We start from the raw sequence: 15,031 nt of genomic DNA on the forward strand, positions 1-15,031 counted from the left end.
CTTTCCCGCTCAGCGAATGGCGCGTCCAGACATCGAAGCCTGGATGCTTTCGACGGTTCCACGCAGCAAAGGCATCAAACGACGGACCTCACCGATCTTGCCCTTATCTAGCACCATGCCGACTGCAGCAATCGTTTGCCCCTCGACCACAACAGGCAACGCGAGTGAGAACTGCCCCACACGCATCTGTTCGATAGTGATGGAGTAGCCCGTGCGCTGTACTTCCCCTACCTCAGCACGAAGAACTTCTGGATCCACGACGGTCTTCGCCGTGGGGGCTTCAAGCTCTCGTTCGAAGTAGGCCTCAATGAACCATTCAGGCTGGGCTGCCAGCAGCACACGGCCGACGGCCGTGGCATGCAGGGGCAAGCGCCCGCCCACACGTGAAATCAGTGGCACTTTCTTGGAACCATAAATCTTGTCGGTGTAGAGGGTTTGCGTCCCCTCCCGCACTGCCATGTGTACGTTCTCGTGCGTGAGATCGAACAAGTCCTGCAAGAACGGGTGTGCACGGTCGCGCAAACGGCGCCCAGCCAACTGCCCTAGCTCCCAGATCCGCATTCCCACTTGATATTTGCCGTCGGGAGTCTTATCGAGGCCGCCCCACTCTTCCAGTTCGTGGACAAGACGATAGGTCGTGGACAGCGGCAAACCTGAGCGTTGAGAGATACGGGCCACAGACAAAGCACCTGGCGAGTTCTCGAAAGCAGATAACACCGAAAGGGCACGTGAGGTGACGCTGCTGTTGTCAGCAGATGCACTTTGCGCTTTCGCCACAGTCACCACCTTGAGGAGTTTATGTAAGAGATGTTACTCGCCAGAGTGTGGAACACTTTCGGCCACATGGGCATGCGGCTTCTTCTTGGGCCAGGCAGCCCACGCAGCTGCCACGAACGCCAAACTGGCACCAATCAAGATCATCACGCCCGTGACTTGGGCGCTGGGGAAAAAGAAGTCCAAGATGACGGCCATCAGAAGTTGCCCGGCAATAGAACCCAGCCCCATCAACAACACACCAATTTCGCGCACCACAACAGCAGTAATGCCAATGAAGACCACACCGATGGCGCCACCGAGATAGAAGTAGGGCTGGGTCGGCAAAGCAGCAGGCAGTCCTACTGAGAACGAGTGGAATGCCGTGGCAATCAACAGCACACCAGTTCCCACCATGAAGTTGAGGAAGGTGGAGGTCAGAGGCGTGCCCGCGATGACGGTCATTCGACCGTTCGCGGCGTCCTGCCAGGCGACCAGAACACCACAGATAAGAGGCAAGAGCAAAGGAAGAAGAGCAGAGGCGGCAGTGGAGTGCCCCACCAAGGACAGCGCCACGGCAGCAATACCCAGCACAGCACCACCCACACGGTTGAAGCTCAAGGGCTTCTTGCCCGCAGGTCCAATTCCCCACAGATCTAAGAACAGGCCACCCATCGAGAGCCCTGCCACGAAGGCCACCGTGTAGAGGGCGACACCGGTCAAGCCCACAACCAGCGTCTGCGAGAGCACGTAGGCGGCACCTGCGGTGCCAGCCAAAGTGAACCAGGGTGTGATTCCGCCAGAACGAATAGCAACCATGAGCTGGCGCCAGCCTTGCTGGCCCTTCTTGTTGAAGGAAATGATCACCAGCAAGATCAGGAAGCCCGAACCAAAGCTGATCACACCAGAGAGGAAAGCGTCGTGAATCTCCTGAGCAAAGGCACCGTTGATTCGCGCCTGGCTCGTGCGCAGAATGCCTGCCAGAACGGCAAGAGCAATCGCCACCCACGCAGCCATCAACGGCTTATGCGTGTGGTGAGTCATATCTCTAGGGTAGGCGGTAACTGTTGCTTGTTAACGAAAGTGACCCCGGCCGTTAGGCCAGGGTCACTTCGTCTTTGAGGAGATCTAGTTCGTTGTTGCAGAAGCAGAAGGGAGGTCCGACGGTGCGGGCATCATGTGTCCACCCTGCATGCCATCAATGTCACCTTCGAGTCCGCGCATCATGTCATCCATGTCACCGGGCATCTGCATTCCGCCCTGACCAGGCATGACATGAACCTGCACGGGACCGCCTTCGAAGCCATCGTGACCACGGTCAAAACCGCCGAATACTGCGCCGGCAAGTGCGATCCAGAGACCAAACAGGAATATTCCGATAACTGCGAATGCGGCGCTCACACCAACAGCAATCTTGGCAAGAACGTTGTTCTTGCTTGCCTTGTTGGACCATACCCATGCGATGATACCCAGCGCTAGAGCAGGGACGGGGAGGAAGAAAGCAAGAACCAGAGCGACGATACCGAGGGTCTGACCTGGGTAGGTTGCGTGAGCTACTTCAGCAGGCTTTGCTGCTTCAGTCTTGGGCGCTGTAGCTGCTTCGGAAGCCTTGGGCTCGTCAGCAGGATCAAAAGTTGCGGGGGTGGACTTAGCCATCATGTTCTCCAGTAGGGGATGTTGTGTATTCACCGTATCTAGGGTTCTTATGAGCCAGCTGTGAGAAATATAAGAGCTAGCCTAGAGAAATGGCTCACCCTCCCCAGCAAGTTTTCATCCACATGCGTGCATTCATCACGTGGCTAACTATTTTTCCCCTGGTAGCACTTGGCCTGACATTCCTCATGCCAGCTCTGGGGAATATGCACCCCATACTCAAGGCACTGATTTTGACGTTGATTGTGGTTCCCCTTGCGGTTTACCTCATCGTCCCCAGACTCCTGGGACTCTATGTGAAGCTCACCAGAAAGAAGAGCACGTAAAACTGGCTAGGAAGGGTTGATGCCGAAGGCGACAGCCAACTTCTCAATCTTCTCTGCACGACCCAAACGAGGCAGGTCACTGCCGTCACGAACCACGCGACCGCGTGCTTCGAAGTCGGCCAAGAAAGTGCGCGCCCAGGCAACGTCAGACTGAGTGGGGCTAATGGCTTCGTTGATGACCGGGATCTGGTCGTGGTGAAGACATAGTTTTCCGGTCATGCCCAGAGCTACTGCATGTTCAGACTTTTCGCGAAGAATTCCATAGCTGGTACCAACCGTTGGCCCATCAATGGGGCCAGGAATATTACCAATACGGCTGGCCACAACCAGGCGTGAGCGTGGATATGCCATCGCAATATCTTCCACGCTGGTGCCGGTGTCGCGGCGGTAGTCGCCGCTTCCAAAGGCGAGGCGGAAAGCACCGCGAGCGCACGCAATCTCTCGTGCTTCTTCAATACCCAGCGCTGACTCCACGAGTGCCAACACGCGAGTCCTGCCACCGAGACGGTCAAAAGTTTCGGTTACGTGAGATCCGTCTTCGGTCTTGGCGAGCATCACACCCAGAAGTCCTGGAATATCTCTGAGCTGGTCAATGTCATCTGACCAGAAGTCCGAGGAGCGGTCATTGATGCGAACCCATGCTTGTTTGGTTTCTAGCCACTTGGCGACCTCGTCACGAGCGGCGCTCTTCTGCGAGGGGTCAACGGCATCCTCAATGTCGAGGACAATCTGATCTGCTTTTGTTGCAGCGGCGGCATCGAATTCTTCAGAGTGCGAACCGTTGACAAGCAGCCAGGAGCGGGAAATTTCTGCGGAAACCATTCCTTCACCTTATTAGGTATCGAGGCAATGCTCTCACTGTGTGGGCAATGCCTTGTTTCGCTGTGAGATATGCCTAGCTGTCTAGGAAAGTGACCAGTGTCTTGGCCACTTCAAGTGGTGCTTCCACCACAGCAATGTGAGAAGCACCAGGAATGACAACTTGGCGTGCTCCAGGAACTGTCTCTGAAATGATGGCGCCTGCTGCAGGCGGTGATCCGGGGTCGATTTCTCCCGAAATCACCAGCACCGGAACGGTGATGTTTGCCATGAAGGGGCGGGCGTCGTAGTTTCCCAGTGCTTCACAGGTCTTGATGTAACTGGAGTCATCGGTGGCAACAACCATATCCAGCGTCTTCTTCACCGCTGCAGGGTCTTTGGCGATGAACTCGTCAGAGAACCAGCGGGCTGGAATGGCAGGAACTAGCGAAGCCGTTCCTGCTGCGCTCACCTGAGCAATACGTTCTGCCCAGCCTTCGGGTCCGCCCATATAGGGAGCCGAACACACCACGACGGAGTGTTTGATGCGGGTGGGGTATTTGTAAGCGATCTCGAGCGCAATAGCTCCGCTGACGGATACACCGGCATAGTCAAAGGATTCAACGCCGAGCTCATCTGCCTTTGCGACGAGAGCATCCGCGATCTCTTCAAGGGTGTAGGAGTCGGTGGGCACAGGTGACTGTCCGTGACCGGGCATATCGAAGCGAATCACTGAATACTTCGCTGCCAGGGTGGGCAACGCCAAGTCCCAGAGGTGCGTGTCTGTGCCGAGAGCATTGCCGAGAAACAGAACATTGTCTGCGCCCGTGAGCTCGGCAACAGGCTTCTCAGAAACAAAGAAAAGTTCAGGAACAGTCATGAGCTCACTTTATCTAGTTGAACAAGCCTGCAACCAAGACCATTGCTGCCCAGAACCCCAACAACATGAAGGGGCCAAAGGGAATTCTCGTCTGCCTCGTCACAGCCCAAGCTTGCTTGAGTGGGAGGTCAGATCGCCTGGTGAAGGTGATAATCAGCACCACGAGTGAGGCCACGCCCCCGGCAAGAAAAGCCAGCACTGGCGAGAGGATGGCTGCCGGAACACTGATCAATCCAGCAGCACCGCCCAAGAGCCCTGCCAGCTTCACATCCCCCATGCCCATTCCCCCGCCATAGCTCAGCAGCAGCATGAAGGTGAAATAACCTGCAGCGGCAATAGCAGGAAGCATGGGGTATTCACCCGTGGTCATCCACACGCCAATCCAGGCAATGGCAAGAGCGATATAGCCCGGCATCACCCAGACGTTGGGGAGTTTGTGGGTTTTCCAGTCAATGCGCACCAGCGGAATCGTCACCACTGCGAGGTAGGCGAGGGGGATGATCTGCCAGAGCGTCATGCCCAGACACTAATGCAGAAAGCCCTCGCTTGGCGAGGGCTTTCCACAGTCCGCGGGTGAGCCAACGAAGAGTGTTCTCCTCCCCGGCTATTCGCGTGGCGTCTAAAGGACTTCCTGGCGCTCCAGGAGGTCGGTGACGAGCGCCGCAATTGCGGAGCGCTCGGAACGGGTCAAGGTGATGTGGCCAAAGAGGGGCTGACCCTTGAGGCTTTCAATCACGCTGGCAATACCGTCGTGGCGACCAACCCGGAGGTTATCTCGCTGGGCGACATCGTGAGTCAAAATCACGCGGGAGTTCTGACCAATACGGCTAAGCACGGTGAGCAGAACGTTGCGCTCGAGGGACTGCGCCTCATCCACGATGACAAAGGCATCGTGGAGTGATCGACCACGGATGTGGGTCAGAGGCAAGACCTCGAGGATGCCACGGTCCACGACCTCGTTCAAGACGTTGTCGGAGACAAGAGCACCGAGGGTGTCAAAGATGGCCTGACCCCAGGGGTTCATCTTCTCGTCCTTGTCACCGGGGAGGTAACCGAGCTCTTGGCCACCTACGGCGTAGAGGGGACGGAAGACAATGATCTTCTTGTGCTGCTGACGCTCGAGCACGGCTTCCAAACCAGCACACAGTGCCAGTGCCGACTTTCCGGTGCCAGCGGAGCCACCCATCGAGATAATTCCCATGCTGGGGTCGAGGAGCATGTCGATAGCCAGGCGCTGTTCTGCCGAGCGACCGTGCAGACCAAAGAGGTCGCGGTCACCGCGAACAAGGGTGATCTCACCCTTGTCGATGACGCGACCGAGGGCAGAACCGCGGTCAGAGTGAATGACCAACCCGGTGTTGATGGGGGTGTCTTTGACCTGTGAGGATCGCAGGATTTCCTCTTCATAGAGGATGGCCATGTCATCAGCACTGAGAGAAATCTCTTCCATGCCGGTCCAGCCGCTGTCCACGGCCAGCTCTGCACGGTATTCCTCCGCACTCATGCCGATAGAGGAAGCCTTGACGCGCATGGGGAGGTCTTTGGAGACCACGGTGACGTTGAGGCCATCGTTAGCGAGGTTCATGGCCACGGCCAAGATGCGGCTGTCGTTATCTCCCAGCTGGAGACCAGACGGCAGCACGGCCTGGTTGGAGTGGTTCAGCTCCACCCGGAGCGAACCGCCATCACCGATGGGGATGGGGAAGTCGAGACGTTCGTTCTTGATACGCAGGTCGTCGAGAATGCGCAGCGCCTGTCGAGCGAAGTAACCAATCTCAGGATCATGGCGTTTCTTCTCGAGCTCACTAATCACCACCACCGGGATGACCACCGCATGCTCCGCGAAGCGGAAGAGTGCCTGGGGGTCAGACAACAAAACCGAGGTATCTATGACATAGACACGCTCGGTTGTGGATGAGGAAGTGGACTTCTGGCGCTGACCGGATTGACCAATCTTAGCGCCACTACTTTGTGGGCTCATGTGATGAAACTAAGACTGCGGTGACACACTTTGAGTGCGACACGCCCTGAGTTCATCTAAGTGTCATCTGAGGGAAACTCAGAGTGAGTCTTAGCCGCCGAAGCGGCGCTCACGACGTGAGTAATCACGCATGGCGCGCAGGAAGTCGACCTCGCGCAGGTCGGGGTAAAGCGCCTCCACGAAGTAGAACTCGGAGTGGGCGCTCTGCCACAGCATGAAGTCAGACAGGCGCTGTTCGCCGGAGGTGCGGATCACCAGGTCAGGGTCTGGCAGCCCGCCGGTGTAGAGGTGATCACTAATGAGTTCGGGGGTGAGCTTCTCGGCGAGCTGGTCCAGGCTGCCGCCATGACTCTGGTGTTCGGAGATGATGCTGCGCACGGCGTCCGCAATCTCGGCACGGCCGCCGTAACCAATGGCCAGGTTCACGTGCAGGCCGGTGTTGTTCTTGGTGCGCTCTTCTGCAGCGAGCAGAGTGTCCAGAAGATCCTTGGGTAGAACGTCGTCCTTACCCACATGGTTGATCTTCCAGTTGCGGAAGTGAGACAGGCCTTCAGCCAGTTCGCCAATGATGGCGTAAAGCTCGGTGAGCTCTTTGGGATCACGACCAGTGAGGTTGTCGGTAGAGAGCAGGTAGAGGGTGACCATGCCGATGCCAATGTCATCGCACCAGACCAAAAACTCTGGAACCTTTTGTGCACCAGCACGGTGACCATGGGAAGGGTTATCTAAGAAACGCTCCCGTGCCCACCGTCGGTTGCCATCGACAATCATTCCAATGTGGTGCGGAAGATTGTCTTGGTTGAGCCCCCGACGCAGACGCTTTTGGTACAGGCCGTAGAGCAGACCCGTCTTTGTTGCGCGCGACATCACGTCCCTAACGTTAGCCGAAGCAGCTTCAGAGAACGAGGTGCCCATCCGAGGAAGGGCAGAACAATGCATTCTTGTTATGTAGTTTTAGTGGATATAAACTTACATAAGACACACACTATGTAAGGAACCTGCCGTGCCCCACACGCATGAAATTCCCCCGCACGGGCATGACGTGGTGCCATGGAAGCAGTCCGGGCGTTCTGGAACACGTGAAGACCGAACTCTCTCCGAGGTCACAGTGAGCCTGCCTCCTGAGATAGCCAACCTCGACGTGATGCTGCCACCAGACGTCATCGCAATGGCTGAACAGGCACTTATTCAGATTGTCCGAACCGATGCCGAGTTCGGCTCGGGACTCAAGGTACTCAACAGTTTTCTCATCAGAACGGAAAGCGTGGCCTCGTCCAAGCTCGAATACATCGAGGCCAGCTCTGTCGATTACGCCCGAGCCATAGCCGGAAGCAAAGCGAATCCCAGCGCGTTGTCCATGATTGCGGCGAGCGCGGCACTGACTCGTCTTGTGGACGATGTGAGCCAGACACGGCGTATCTCTCTAGCCAGCATCCTTGCCGCGCATCACGACCTGATGAAAGAAGATTCACTCGACGGCCCCTATGCCGGGAAGTGGCGGGAAGTGCAGAACTGGATCAACGGCAGCGATCACTCTCCTCGCAATGCCGACTACGTTCCACCTCCCGCTCACACTGTTGAGTCCTACATGGCCGATCTCGAGGCTTTCGCCAATCGTGACGATGTCCCCGTGCTCGTGCAGGCGGCACTCGTTCATGCCCAGTTTGAGTCCATTCATCCGTTCACAGATGGCAATGGCCGCATCGGTAGAGCTCTCATCAATGTGGTTCTGCGCCGTCGCGGGATCACTCTGCACTCCGTTGTGCCCATTGCCAGCGCCCTCACCGCAAGGCGCGATGACTACTTTGCTGCGCTGAATCATTTCCACGACGGGCTTATTTCTCCCCTGGTTACGCTGTTTGCCCAGGGGTGCAACACGGCATCCCTCGAAGCAGCAGAAACCGCACGCAGGCTCATTCACCTTCCTGTGCAGTGGCATGGTCTTTCCCGCAATCGAGTGGGTAGCACGGCACTAGAGATCATTGATGTTCTCCTGGAACATCCGACGCTGAATGTGGAGACAACCCAACGTCTCACTGCAACCTCCCACGTGAGCGCCAATGCGGCACTCGAGAAACTCACGCGTGATGGAATCCTCCAAGAAATCACTGGACGCAGTCGTGACCGGGTGTGGGCTTCCCCCGACGTATTAGCAGAACTCGATGACCTGGATTTCCGTATAGCCCAGGCTTCTACGCCCAGCTTCGTCACATTCAACGGGCGTAGGCTCGAATCATGAGCTTGCCGCTAATCGAAGATGCCGAGTCTTTCCCTCACGTCGAGGTGAAGCCCACGTGGCGTGGCTGGATCCACACCGGCACCTTCCCCCTGGCAATCGCTGCCGGCATTGTCTTGATTGTGTTGGCAGATGGTCCGGCAGCAAAGTGGAGCTCCGCGGTGTTCATGACTACCTCGTTGTTGCTCTTTGGTATCTCAGCGCTCTATCACCGCTTCAACTGGAGCCCAAAGACCAAGGTCATGCTCAAGCGTTTTGACCACGCCAACATTTTCCTGCTCATTGCAGGTACTTACACCCCTCTCGCAGTGCTGGCACTGCCACCAAGTAAAGGTGTTCTACTTCTTGTGCTGGTGTGGATTGGTGCCACCTTGGGCATCGCATTCCGCGTGTTCTGGGTTCACGCACCGCGCTGGCTTTACGTCGCTCTTTACATCCTGCTCGGCTGGGCCGCCATGATGTACATCGTGGACTTGTTCCAAGCGAACGTGGCCATGATGATCCTTGTCGTCGTTGGTGGCCTTGCCTACACCGCCGGCGCTGTGATCTATGGGCTCAAGAAGCCCAACCCCATTCCGGGCGTCTTTGGCTTCCATGAGATCTTCCACACCCTCACGGTTGTGGCCTTTATGTGCCACTGGACGGCAATCTTGCTGATTGCTCTCCACCCCGCCTATAACGCTTAGAGGTTGTTGTCGGCCCAGATCACAATGGCGTCGTAGTGATACTTTCCTAGACCTTCGGCAATACCTTCATAGGAATCCCGATAGGGCGAGGGCATGAGATAACTCAGGGCTAGGTTCTTGTATGCCTCACGAGTGGGCTTCCAAAACTGTGTGGTGAATTCGTAATGCTGACGCACAGCTTCCTGGACTGCCTCGGCACTGGCGGGTAAACCTTCATTCAGACCAGCTACAAACTGCTGCGTGATCGCATCAAATGCTGCGGTGAACTGCTCGTTCTGCTCTTTCGAGTAGTCGTTGCTGTATTGCTCGGAATACATTCCAAATTGATTGGACATGCTGCTACTTCTCTGAAGCCGAACCTTCGGCCGCTTCTTCAGCGTCCAACTTGGCCTGAATATCCGCACGCATGTTTACCTTGCGCATCCGGCGAACCATGTCTAGGAGCAAGAGCAAGGTCAGGCCAGCAACCAGGATGGTGGCAAAGAAACCAACAGGACCAGGTGAGACCAGCTGTGGATCAATGGTTTCTTTTGCAAAAAGCACGGTTCCTCCGAGGGGTTTGTAGCCAATAGCCTTGATATAGAGCGTACCGCCGAAAAGCTGTGAGCTTGCCGTCACCAAGGAGTCCGATGAGCACCGAGAACACACTCGCTGACCGTTATGGTCGACCAGCGACACCTCGGGGACCCATCCGGCGCAATCTCGGTGTGATCATTACCTCCGCAGTAATTATCATCGCGCTGACGCTTTGGGCCATCAGCACAGATGCCTTGGGATTTGGCCCCCAAGCCGAAGCTCGTGACCTCGGTTACAAAAACCTCACTGACACCAGCGTGACAGTGGAATTCGAACTCACGGCAACTCCTGGACATGAAGTGGCCTGCGCCATCCAAGCCAAGAACACCGCTTTCGCCATTGTGGGCTGGAAGGTATTTGTCTATCCCCCTTCCAGTCAGCGAATTCGCGACTTTTCAGAGACCATCACCACCAGCCAGCCAGCCACCACGGGTTTGGTCTACCGTTGTTGGCTCACCTAGGCTGAAAAGTATGGCTAGCGAAGAAATCAAAGAAACATGGCTCACCCAAGAGGCGTATGACCGCCTCAAGGGAGAACTCGACACCCTGTCCACGACGGGTCGTGAAGAGATTGCCAAGCGCATTGAAGCAGCCCGCGAAGAGGGTGACCTCAAAGAGAACGGCGGCTACCACGCTGCCAAGGACGAGCAGGGCAAGATCGAGGCTCGTATTCGCACCCTGACTGCACTGCTCAAGGACGTCAAGGTGGGCGAAGCTCCCGAAAGCTCTGGCGTTGTGGAGACCGGAACGGTCATCACCGCAACCATTGCCGGTGAAGAATCTGTCTTCCTGCTTGGTAACCGCGAGATTGCCGCTGGCACCGACTACACCGTTTATAGCGAAAGCAGCCCCATGGGCGCTGCGATCCTCGGCCTCAAGGTCGGCGAGAAGACTGTCTTCACTGCTCCCAACGGCAAAGACATTGCGGTTGAGGTCATCAACGTAGCCACCTTCACCGGCTAACAAAGAACTCCAGCAATAAAGCCTCCCCGATGGGGAGGCTTTATTCGTTAAGACTTAGATGTCGTCGCTGATGCGGACTTTGTAGCCCTCATCGCGCAGGGCCTTGACGACCTGTTTGCGGTGTTCCTTGCCACGGGTTTCGATGTGGAGTTCGAGTTCGACTTCACTGATCTGCAAACCACGTCCGTGACGGGTGTGCAGTACCTCAACCACGTTGGCGTTCTGTTCGGACACAATCTCTGCCGTGCGGGCCAGCTGACCGGGACGGTCAGGAAGCATGACGCGGAGTTTGAGATAACGCTCGGAAGCAGCAAGACCATGACCCACGATGCGCTGCAGTAGAAGAGGGTCGATGTTTCCACCCGAGAGGATGGCAACGGTCTTTCCGCTCTTCTTGATCTTCTTCGCCATGATGGCGGCAACACCGACAGCACCTGCTGGCTCGACAACGAGCTTTGCTCGTTCGAGCAGCATGACCAAAGCACGGGCAGTGTCATCATCCGAGACGGTGACGACCTCATCCACGGTGTCCTTGATGATGTCGAAGTTCAGGGTTCCCGGACGAGCAACAGCAATACCGTCACAGATGGTGGGCTGAACCTCGACATTGACGGGCTCACCTGCTGCCAGAGAGGGAGGATAGGCCGCAGCGTTCTCTGCCTGCACACCAATGATGCGCACGGTGCGACCCAGAGTCGCAGCCTTCTGCTTCACTGCAGAGGCAACACCGGAGATGAGGCCGCCGCCACCGATAGGAACAATGATGGTGTCCACGTCGGGGACTTCGTCCAAGATTTCCAGGCCCAGAGTTCCCTGACCGGTGATGACGTGCTCGTGGTCGAAGGGCGCAATAAAGATGGCGCCGGTTTCTGCCGCACGCTCCTTGGCAGCCTTGAGCGACTCATTGAAGATGTTTCCAGCCAGAACAACCTCAGCACCGTATTCACGGGTTGCTTCGAGCTTGGGCAGGGCAACACCGAGAGGCATGAAGATGGTGGCTTTGATTCCTAGTTCACGGGCAGCGAGGGCCACACCCTGTGCATGGTTGCCAGCAGATGCTGCGATGACACCTTTGGCACGCTCGTCGGGGGTGAGCTGAGACAGACGGTTATAGGCGCCTCGGAGCTTGTAGCTTCCGGTGCGCTGCAGGTTTTCACACTTGAGAAAGACTTCGGAGCCCAGCAGGCTACTGAGGTAGCGAGAGGTTTCCATCGGAGTGGACTGTGCCACCTTGGCCACGGTGGCGCGGGCGGCCTCAAACTCGTCCAGAGTGGGGCCAGCAACGTGCTTCGAGGTCATAACCAAATCTTAGGGCACTAGAACTTTCCACCCATTTCGTGGAGACGCTCGATGCGCTCCGCGATGGGTGGGTGGGTTGAGAGCATGCGCTCTGCTAGACTTGGCTTTTCTGGGTCTGCAATCCACATGTGTGCCATGCTCGAGCTCTGCTTTTGCATGGGGCGACCATAGGCACCCAGCTTCTGCAGGGCACTAGCTAAAGCCTCGGGGTGACGGGTGGTGAGTGCTCCCGTGGCATCTGCGAGGTATTCACGCTGGCGGGAAATGGCTAATTGCACCATGGTGGCCACCAGCGGGGCAATGATCATGGCAACCAGGCCAAAGATCATCACGACCGGGTTACCTCCCCCACCGTTGTCGTCTCGGCGGTTGCCGGCAAAGAACGACATCCGAACGAGCATGTCGGCCAGGAAGCCGACGGCGACAACAAGCCCAAACACAATCATGGAGACGCGGATGTCATAGTTGCGCACGTGACCAAGCTCATGAGCCATGATGCCCTCGAGCTCAGCGTCATCCATCAGATCAAGCAAGCCCGATGTGGCCGCAACTGAGGCATGCTGGGGGTCACGGCCCGTGGCAAAAGCATTGGGGGCTTGGTCGTTGATGATGTAAACCTTGGGCATGGGAGTTCCTGTGGCAATGCAGAGGTTCTCCACAATGCGGAACAACCGCGGGTTGTCTGCCTTCTGAATCTCGATGGCTCCTGCCATCGAGAGCGCCTGTGAACTAGCGAGGTAGTACTGGAAGAAGGCATAGGCGGCAGCAATCACCACTGTGAAAATGGCGATATTGATATCGCCATACATATAGGCAGCGAACCACCCCAAACCGCCAATGATCACGAGGAACACCAACATGATGAAGATGGTGTTGCGCTTATTCGCGGCGATTGCGGAATACATAGAGCTCTAGCTCTCAGGAGTTCTGATTAGAACTGAATACGTGGAGGCTCGGCGATAGCTGCAGCATCTGCAACATCGAAGAAGTCGCGCTTGTCGAACTTCAGCTTGTTTGCCCACATGTTGTTGGGGAAGGTGAGGATCTTGGTGTTGAACTCACGAACGCCACCGTTGTAGAAACGGCGTGCTGCCTGAATCTTGTCTTCGGTGTCGACAAGCTCACCTTGGAGCTGGAGAAAGTTCTCACTGGCGTGCAGCTGGGGGTAGGCCTCTGCAACAGCGAAGATGCTCTTCAGAGCTGCCTGCATGTGGCCTTCAGCTTCTGCCGCAGCAGCTGGGGTGCTGGCCGAGAGTGACTCTGCACGTGCTTTGGTGACGGCTTCGAAGACGCCCTTTTCGTGGGCGGCATAACCCTTGACTGTTTCAATCAGGTTGGGAATCAAGTCTGCTCGGCGCTTGAGCTGTACCGTGATGTCGCTCCATGCCTCATCCACGCGCACGTTAAGGGTAACCAGTGCGTTATAGGTCGACCAGAGGTAAATGCCAACGATGGCGGCGACAACGACAATGAGTCCAAGTACGGGGAGCAGTACATCCATGTGTTCCATGTTACGACCAGAAAGCTGGATGTCTGCCGAGAGAATCGTGAATACTTTCGTCCTTTTTGCCCCGAACGAATCTCACTAGGCTGGAGCAATGTCTTCCCCGCGTTCACGAAGAATTCACCCTGCCTGGATTGTGGCAGCAGTAGGATTCCTCGCACTCGTGGGCGCTGCCGGATTCCGAGCCGCACCAAGTGTGATGATGGTTCCCTTGGAACAAGAATTCGGCTGGAACCGCACCACTATTTCGACCGCCATCGGACTCAATATCTTGCTCTATGGCTTGATGGCGCCGTTCGCTGCCGCGCTGATGGCGCGCTTTGGTATGCGGAAGGTTTCTGCGTTCGCGCTGATCATGATTGCCTCCGGAAGCGCCTTGAGCACTTTGGTGGTGAGCCCGTGGATGCTCATGATGACCTGGGGTGTCATGATTGGCCTGGGCACGGGCTCGATGGCGATGGTCTTTGCTGCCACGATTACTAACACCTGGTTCTACGCTCGCAAAGGCTTGGTCTCAGGTGTGCTTTCCGCTGGAAGCGCGACCGGTCAGTTGGTTTTCCTCTCCACCTATGCCGGCTTGGTCGAAACTAACGGTTGGCGCTTCGTTTCGATTGTGGTTTCCCTTTCTGCTTTAGCGGTAGTTCCTCTCGTTCTCATTTTCATGAAGGACTCCCCTGCCAAGCTGGGCATTCTTCGCTTTGGCGAAACACCAGAGATTGCCGCCAAGGTCGCTTCTGATGCTGCCCAGAACCCGGCACCCACTAACCCTGCAAAGAATGCTCAGGTCACGCTTGTTGACGCATCCAAGAACAAGACCTTCTGGGCTCTAGCTATTGGCTTTGCCATTTGTGGTGCCACAACTAATGGCTTGATTGGCGCCCACTTCATTCCTTCAGCTCACGACCACGGCATGCCCGAAACCACGGCCGCTGGATTGTTGGCCGTGGTGGGCATTTTCGATGTGTTCGGAACGATTGCCTCGGGTTGGCTGACTGACCGCGTCAACCCTCGCCTACTGCTGGCGCTGTACTACTTTGGCCGTGGCATCGCACTAATGCTTTTGCCCGTGCTCCTCTCTGATGCCATTCACCCCAGCCTGATTCTTTTTGTCGTGATCTATGGCCTGGACTGGGTGGCCACCGTTCCACCCACCATTGCCATTTGTAATGAAGTATTTGGAAAGAAAGGCCCTGTCGTCTTTGGTTGGGTCTTTGCCTCGCACCAGGTTGGTGCTTCTATCGCCGCATTGGCAGCCGGTGTTATCCGTGACCAAACCGGTGAATACACCCTGGCTTGGTTTGGTGCTGCGGCATTATGTGCTGTGGCAGCGTGGATCAGCTTCCGTATTCGCAATGCACCTGCACCTGTCTCCTAAC

General features: G+C 56.5%; 19 protein-coding genes. 6 read left to right on the forward strand and 13 right to left on the reverse strand.

Annotation, left to right across the window (positions count from 1 at the left end; all coding sequences use genetic code 11):
• Positions 1 to 9 precede the first annotated feature (9 nt).
• From AURMO_RS06420 to AURMO_RS06430, 3 genes are all read right to left on the reverse strand, one after another.
• Positions 10 to 777 carry an IclR family transcriptional regulator gene (locus AURMO_RS06420; protein ID WP_110234904.1) on the reverse strand — a complete coding sequence of 256 codons (768 nt, stop codon included), beginning with the start codon at positions 775 to 777 and terminating at the stop codon, positions 10 to 12.
• A 33-nt stretch (positions 778 to 810) separates the two neighbouring features.
• The gene (locus tag AURMO_RS06425) at positions 811 to 1,797 is read right to left on the reverse strand and encodes a DMT family transporter (protein ID WP_110234176.1); all 987 of its coding nucleotides are present in this window, start codon (positions 1,795 to 1,797) and stop codon (positions 811 to 813) included.
• A gap of 84 nt (positions 1,798 to 1,881) precedes the next feature.
• Positions 1,882 to 2,409 carry a hypothetical protein gene (locus AURMO_RS06430; protein ID WP_110234178.1) on the reverse strand — a complete coding sequence of 176 codons (528 nt, stop codon included), beginning with the start codon at positions 2,407 to 2,409 and terminating at the stop codon, positions 1,882 to 1,884.
• 89 nt (positions 2,410 to 2,498) lie between these two features.
• Here AURMO_RS06430 and AURMO_RS06435 point away from each other — a divergent pair, with 89 nt between their 5' ends.
• The gene (locus AURMO_RS06435) at positions 2,499 to 2,732 is read left to right on the forward strand and encodes a putative antibiotic biosynthesis monooxygenase (RefSeq protein ID WP_110234180.1); all 234 of its coding nucleotides are present in this window, start codon (positions 2,499 to 2,501) and stop codon (positions 2,730 to 2,732) included.
• 6 nt (positions 2,733 to 2,738) lie between these two features.
• On the opposite strand, the gene AURMO_RS06440 is transcribed toward AURMO_RS06435, so the two are convergent.
• From AURMO_RS06440 to AURMO_RS06460, 5 genes are all read right to left on the reverse strand, one after another.
• Entirely contained in the window at positions 2,739 to 3,554 is an 816-nt protein-coding gene (locus tag AURMO_RS06440) for an HpcH/HpaI aldolase/citrate lyase family protein (protein ID WP_110234183.1), read from the reverse strand.
• A gap of 73 nt (positions 3,555 to 3,627) precedes the next feature.
• Positions 3,628 to 4,410 carry an alpha/beta fold hydrolase gene (locus AURMO_RS06445; protein WP_110234186.1) on the reverse strand — a complete coding sequence of 261 codons (783 nt, stop codon included), beginning with the start codon at positions 4,408 to 4,410 and terminating at the stop codon, positions 3,628 to 3,630.
• Between the two features lie 13 nt (positions 4,411 to 4,423).
• Entirely contained in the window at positions 4,424 to 4,927 is a 504-nt protein-coding gene (locus AURMO_RS06450; RefSeq protein WP_110234187.1) for a prepilin peptidase, read from the reverse strand.
• Positions 4,928 to 5,029: 102 nt separating this feature from the next.
• Entirely contained in the window at positions 5,030 to 6,391 is a 1,362-nt protein-coding gene (locus AURMO_RS06455; RefSeq protein WP_110234189.1) for a PhoH family protein, read from the reverse strand.
• Positions 6,392 to 6,481: 90 nt separating this feature from the next.
• Positions 6,482 to 7,258, reverse strand: a complete 777-nt coding sequence (locus AURMO_RS06460) for an isoprenyl transferase (RefSeq protein ID WP_110234905.1) — start codon at positions 7,256 to 7,258, stop codon at positions 6,482 to 6,484.
• Between the two features lie 136 nt (positions 7,259 to 7,394).
• Here AURMO_RS06460 and AURMO_RS06465 point away from each other — a divergent pair, with 136 nt between their 5' ends.
• Positions 7,395 to 8,630 (forward strand): Fic family protein, encoded by a 1,236-nt coding sequence (locus AURMO_RS06465; protein WP_204163603.1) that lies wholly within the window; start codon positions 7,395 to 7,397, stop codon positions 8,628 to 8,630.
• Positions 8,627 to 9,313 carry a PAQR family membrane homeostasis protein TrhA gene (gene trhA, locus AURMO_RS06470; RefSeq protein WP_110234191.1) on the forward strand — a complete coding sequence of 229 codons (687 nt, stop codon included), beginning with the start codon at positions 8,627 to 8,629 and terminating at the stop codon, positions 9,311 to 9,313. Before AURMO_RS06465 ends, trhA begins: the two co-directional genes overlap by 4 nt.
• On the opposite strand, the gene AURMO_RS06475 is transcribed toward trhA, so the two are convergent.
• Together AURMO_RS06475 and AURMO_RS06480 are read right to left on the reverse strand one after the other, a co-directional pair.
• Complete coding sequence (locus tag AURMO_RS06475) at positions 9,310 to 9,648, reverse strand: TipAS antibiotic-recognition domain-containing protein (protein ID WP_110234193.1); 339 nt, start codon at positions 9,646 to 9,648, stop codon at positions 9,310 to 9,312. The genes trhA and AURMO_RS06475 overlap by 4 nt on opposite strands.
• A 4-nt stretch (positions 9,649 to 9,652) precedes the next feature.
• Entirely contained in the window at positions 9,653 to 9,931 is a 279-nt protein-coding gene (locus AURMO_RS06480) for a hypothetical protein (RefSeq protein WP_110234195.1), read from the reverse strand.
• Between the two features lie 11 nt (positions 9,932 to 9,942).
• Between AURMO_RS06480 and AURMO_RS06485 the strand changes: the two genes are divergently transcribed.
• Positions 9,943 to 10,350: a DUF4307 domain-containing protein gene (locus AURMO_RS06485; protein ID WP_110234197.1), complete on the forward strand. Its 408-nt coding sequence runs from the start codon at positions 9,943 to 9,945 to the stop codon at positions 10,348 to 10,350.
• Positions 10,351 to 10,360: 10 nt separating this feature from the next.
• Positions 10,361 to 10,852: a transcription elongation factor GreA gene (gene greA, locus AURMO_RS06490; protein WP_110234199.1), complete on the forward strand. Its 492-nt coding sequence runs from the start codon at positions 10,361 to 10,363 to the stop codon at positions 10,850 to 10,852.
• Between the two features lie 54 nt (positions 10,853 to 10,906).
• Here the strand turns inward: greA and ilvA are convergent, their stop codons facing one another.
• From ilvA to AURMO_RS06505, 3 genes are read right to left on the reverse strand one after another with little or no spacing between them, the layout of a single operon-like run.
• Complete coding sequence (gene ilvA / locus AURMO_RS06495; RefSeq protein ID WP_110234201.1) at positions 10,907 to 12,151, reverse strand: threonine ammonia-lyase; 1,245 nt, start codon at positions 12,149 to 12,151, stop codon at positions 10,907 to 10,909.
• A 17-nt stretch (positions 12,152 to 12,168) separates the two neighbouring features.
• Positions 12,169 to 13,056: a M48 family metalloprotease gene (locus AURMO_RS06500; RefSeq protein WP_110234203.1), complete on the reverse strand. Its 888-nt coding sequence runs from the start codon at positions 13,054 to 13,056 to the stop codon at positions 12,169 to 12,171.
• A 26-nt stretch (positions 13,057 to 13,082) separates the two neighbouring features.
• Positions 13,083 to 13,652 (reverse strand): LemA family protein, encoded by a 570-nt coding sequence (locus tag AURMO_RS06505; RefSeq protein WP_110234205.1) that lies wholly within the window; start codon positions 13,650 to 13,652, stop codon positions 13,083 to 13,085.
• A gap of 97 nt (positions 13,653 to 13,749) precedes the next feature.
• Between AURMO_RS06505 and AURMO_RS06510 the strand changes: the two genes are divergently transcribed.
• A complete protein-coding gene (locus tag AURMO_RS06510; RefSeq protein ID WP_110234208.1) occupies positions 13,750 to 15,030 on the forward strand; it encodes an MFS transporter in 1,281 nt (426 codons plus the stop codon).
• Position 15,031 lies beyond the last annotated feature (1 nt).

The sequence above is a fragment of the Aurantimicrobium photophilum genome (assembly GCF_003194085.1).
GTDB classification, from domain to species: domain Bacteria; phylum Actinomycetota; class Actinomycetes; order Actinomycetales; family Microbacteriaceae; genus Aurantimicrobium; species Aurantimicrobium photophilum.

Coding starts and splice junctions, on each gene's coding strand:
- AURMO_RS06475 (WP_110234193.1), bottom strand. CDS start 9,648: ATGTCCAATCAATTTGGAATGTATTCCGAGCAATACAGCAACGACTAC.
- ilvA (WP_110234201.1), bottom strand. CDS start 12,151: ATGACCTCGAAGCACGTTGCTGGCCCCACTCTGGACGAGTTTGAGGCC.
- AURMO_RS06485 (WP_110234197.1), top strand. CDS start 9,943: ATGAGCACCGAGAACACACTCGCTGACCGTTATGGTCGACCAGCGACA.
- AURMO_RS06425 (WP_110234176.1), bottom strand. CDS start 1,797: ATGACTCACCACACGCATAAGCCGTTGATGGCTGCGTGGGTGGCGATT.
- AURMO_RS06510 (WP_110234208.1), top strand. CDS start 13,750: ATGTCTTCCCCGCGTTCACGAAGAATTCACCCTGCCTGGATTGTGGCA.
- greA (WP_110234199.1), top strand. CDS start 10,361: ATGGCTAGCGAAGAAATCAAAGAAACATGGCTCACCCAAGAGGCGTAT.
- AURMO_RS06505 (WP_110234205.1), bottom strand. CDS start 13,652: ATGGATGTACTGCTCCCCGTACTTGGACTCATTGTCGTTGTCGCCGCC.
- AURMO_RS06440 (WP_110234183.1), bottom strand. CDS start 3,554: ATGGTTTCCGCAGAAATTTCCCGCTCCTGGCTGCTTGTCAACGGTTCG.
- AURMO_RS06430 (WP_110234178.1), bottom strand. CDS start 2,409: ATGGCTAAGTCCACCCCCGCAACTTTTGATCCTGCTGACGAGCCCAAG.
- AURMO_RS06435 (WP_110234180.1), top strand. CDS start 2,499: ATGGCTCACCCTCCCCAGCAAGTTTTCATCCACATGCGTGCATTCATC.
- AURMO_RS06460 (WP_110234905.1), bottom strand. CDS start 7,258: ATGTCGCGCGCAACAAAGACGGGTCTGCTCTACGGCCTGTACCAAAAG.
- AURMO_RS06450 (WP_110234187.1), bottom strand. CDS start 4,927: ATGACGCTCTGGCAGATCATCCCCCTCGCCTACCTCGCAGTGGTGACG.
- trhA (WP_110234191.1), top strand. CDS start 8,627: ATGAGCTTGCCGCTAATCGAAGATGCCGAGTCTTTCCCTCACGTCGAG.
- AURMO_RS06455 (WP_110234189.1), bottom strand. CDS start 6,391: ATGAGCCCACAAAGTAGTGGCGCTAAGATTGGTCAATCCGGTCAGCGC.
- AURMO_RS06445 (WP_110234186.1), bottom strand. CDS start 4,410: ATGACTGTTCCTGAACTTTTCTTTGTTTCTGAGAAGCCTGTTGCCGAG.
- AURMO_RS06500 (WP_110234203.1), bottom strand. CDS start 13,056: ATGTATTCCGCAATCGCCGCGAATAAGCGCAACACCATCTTCATCATG.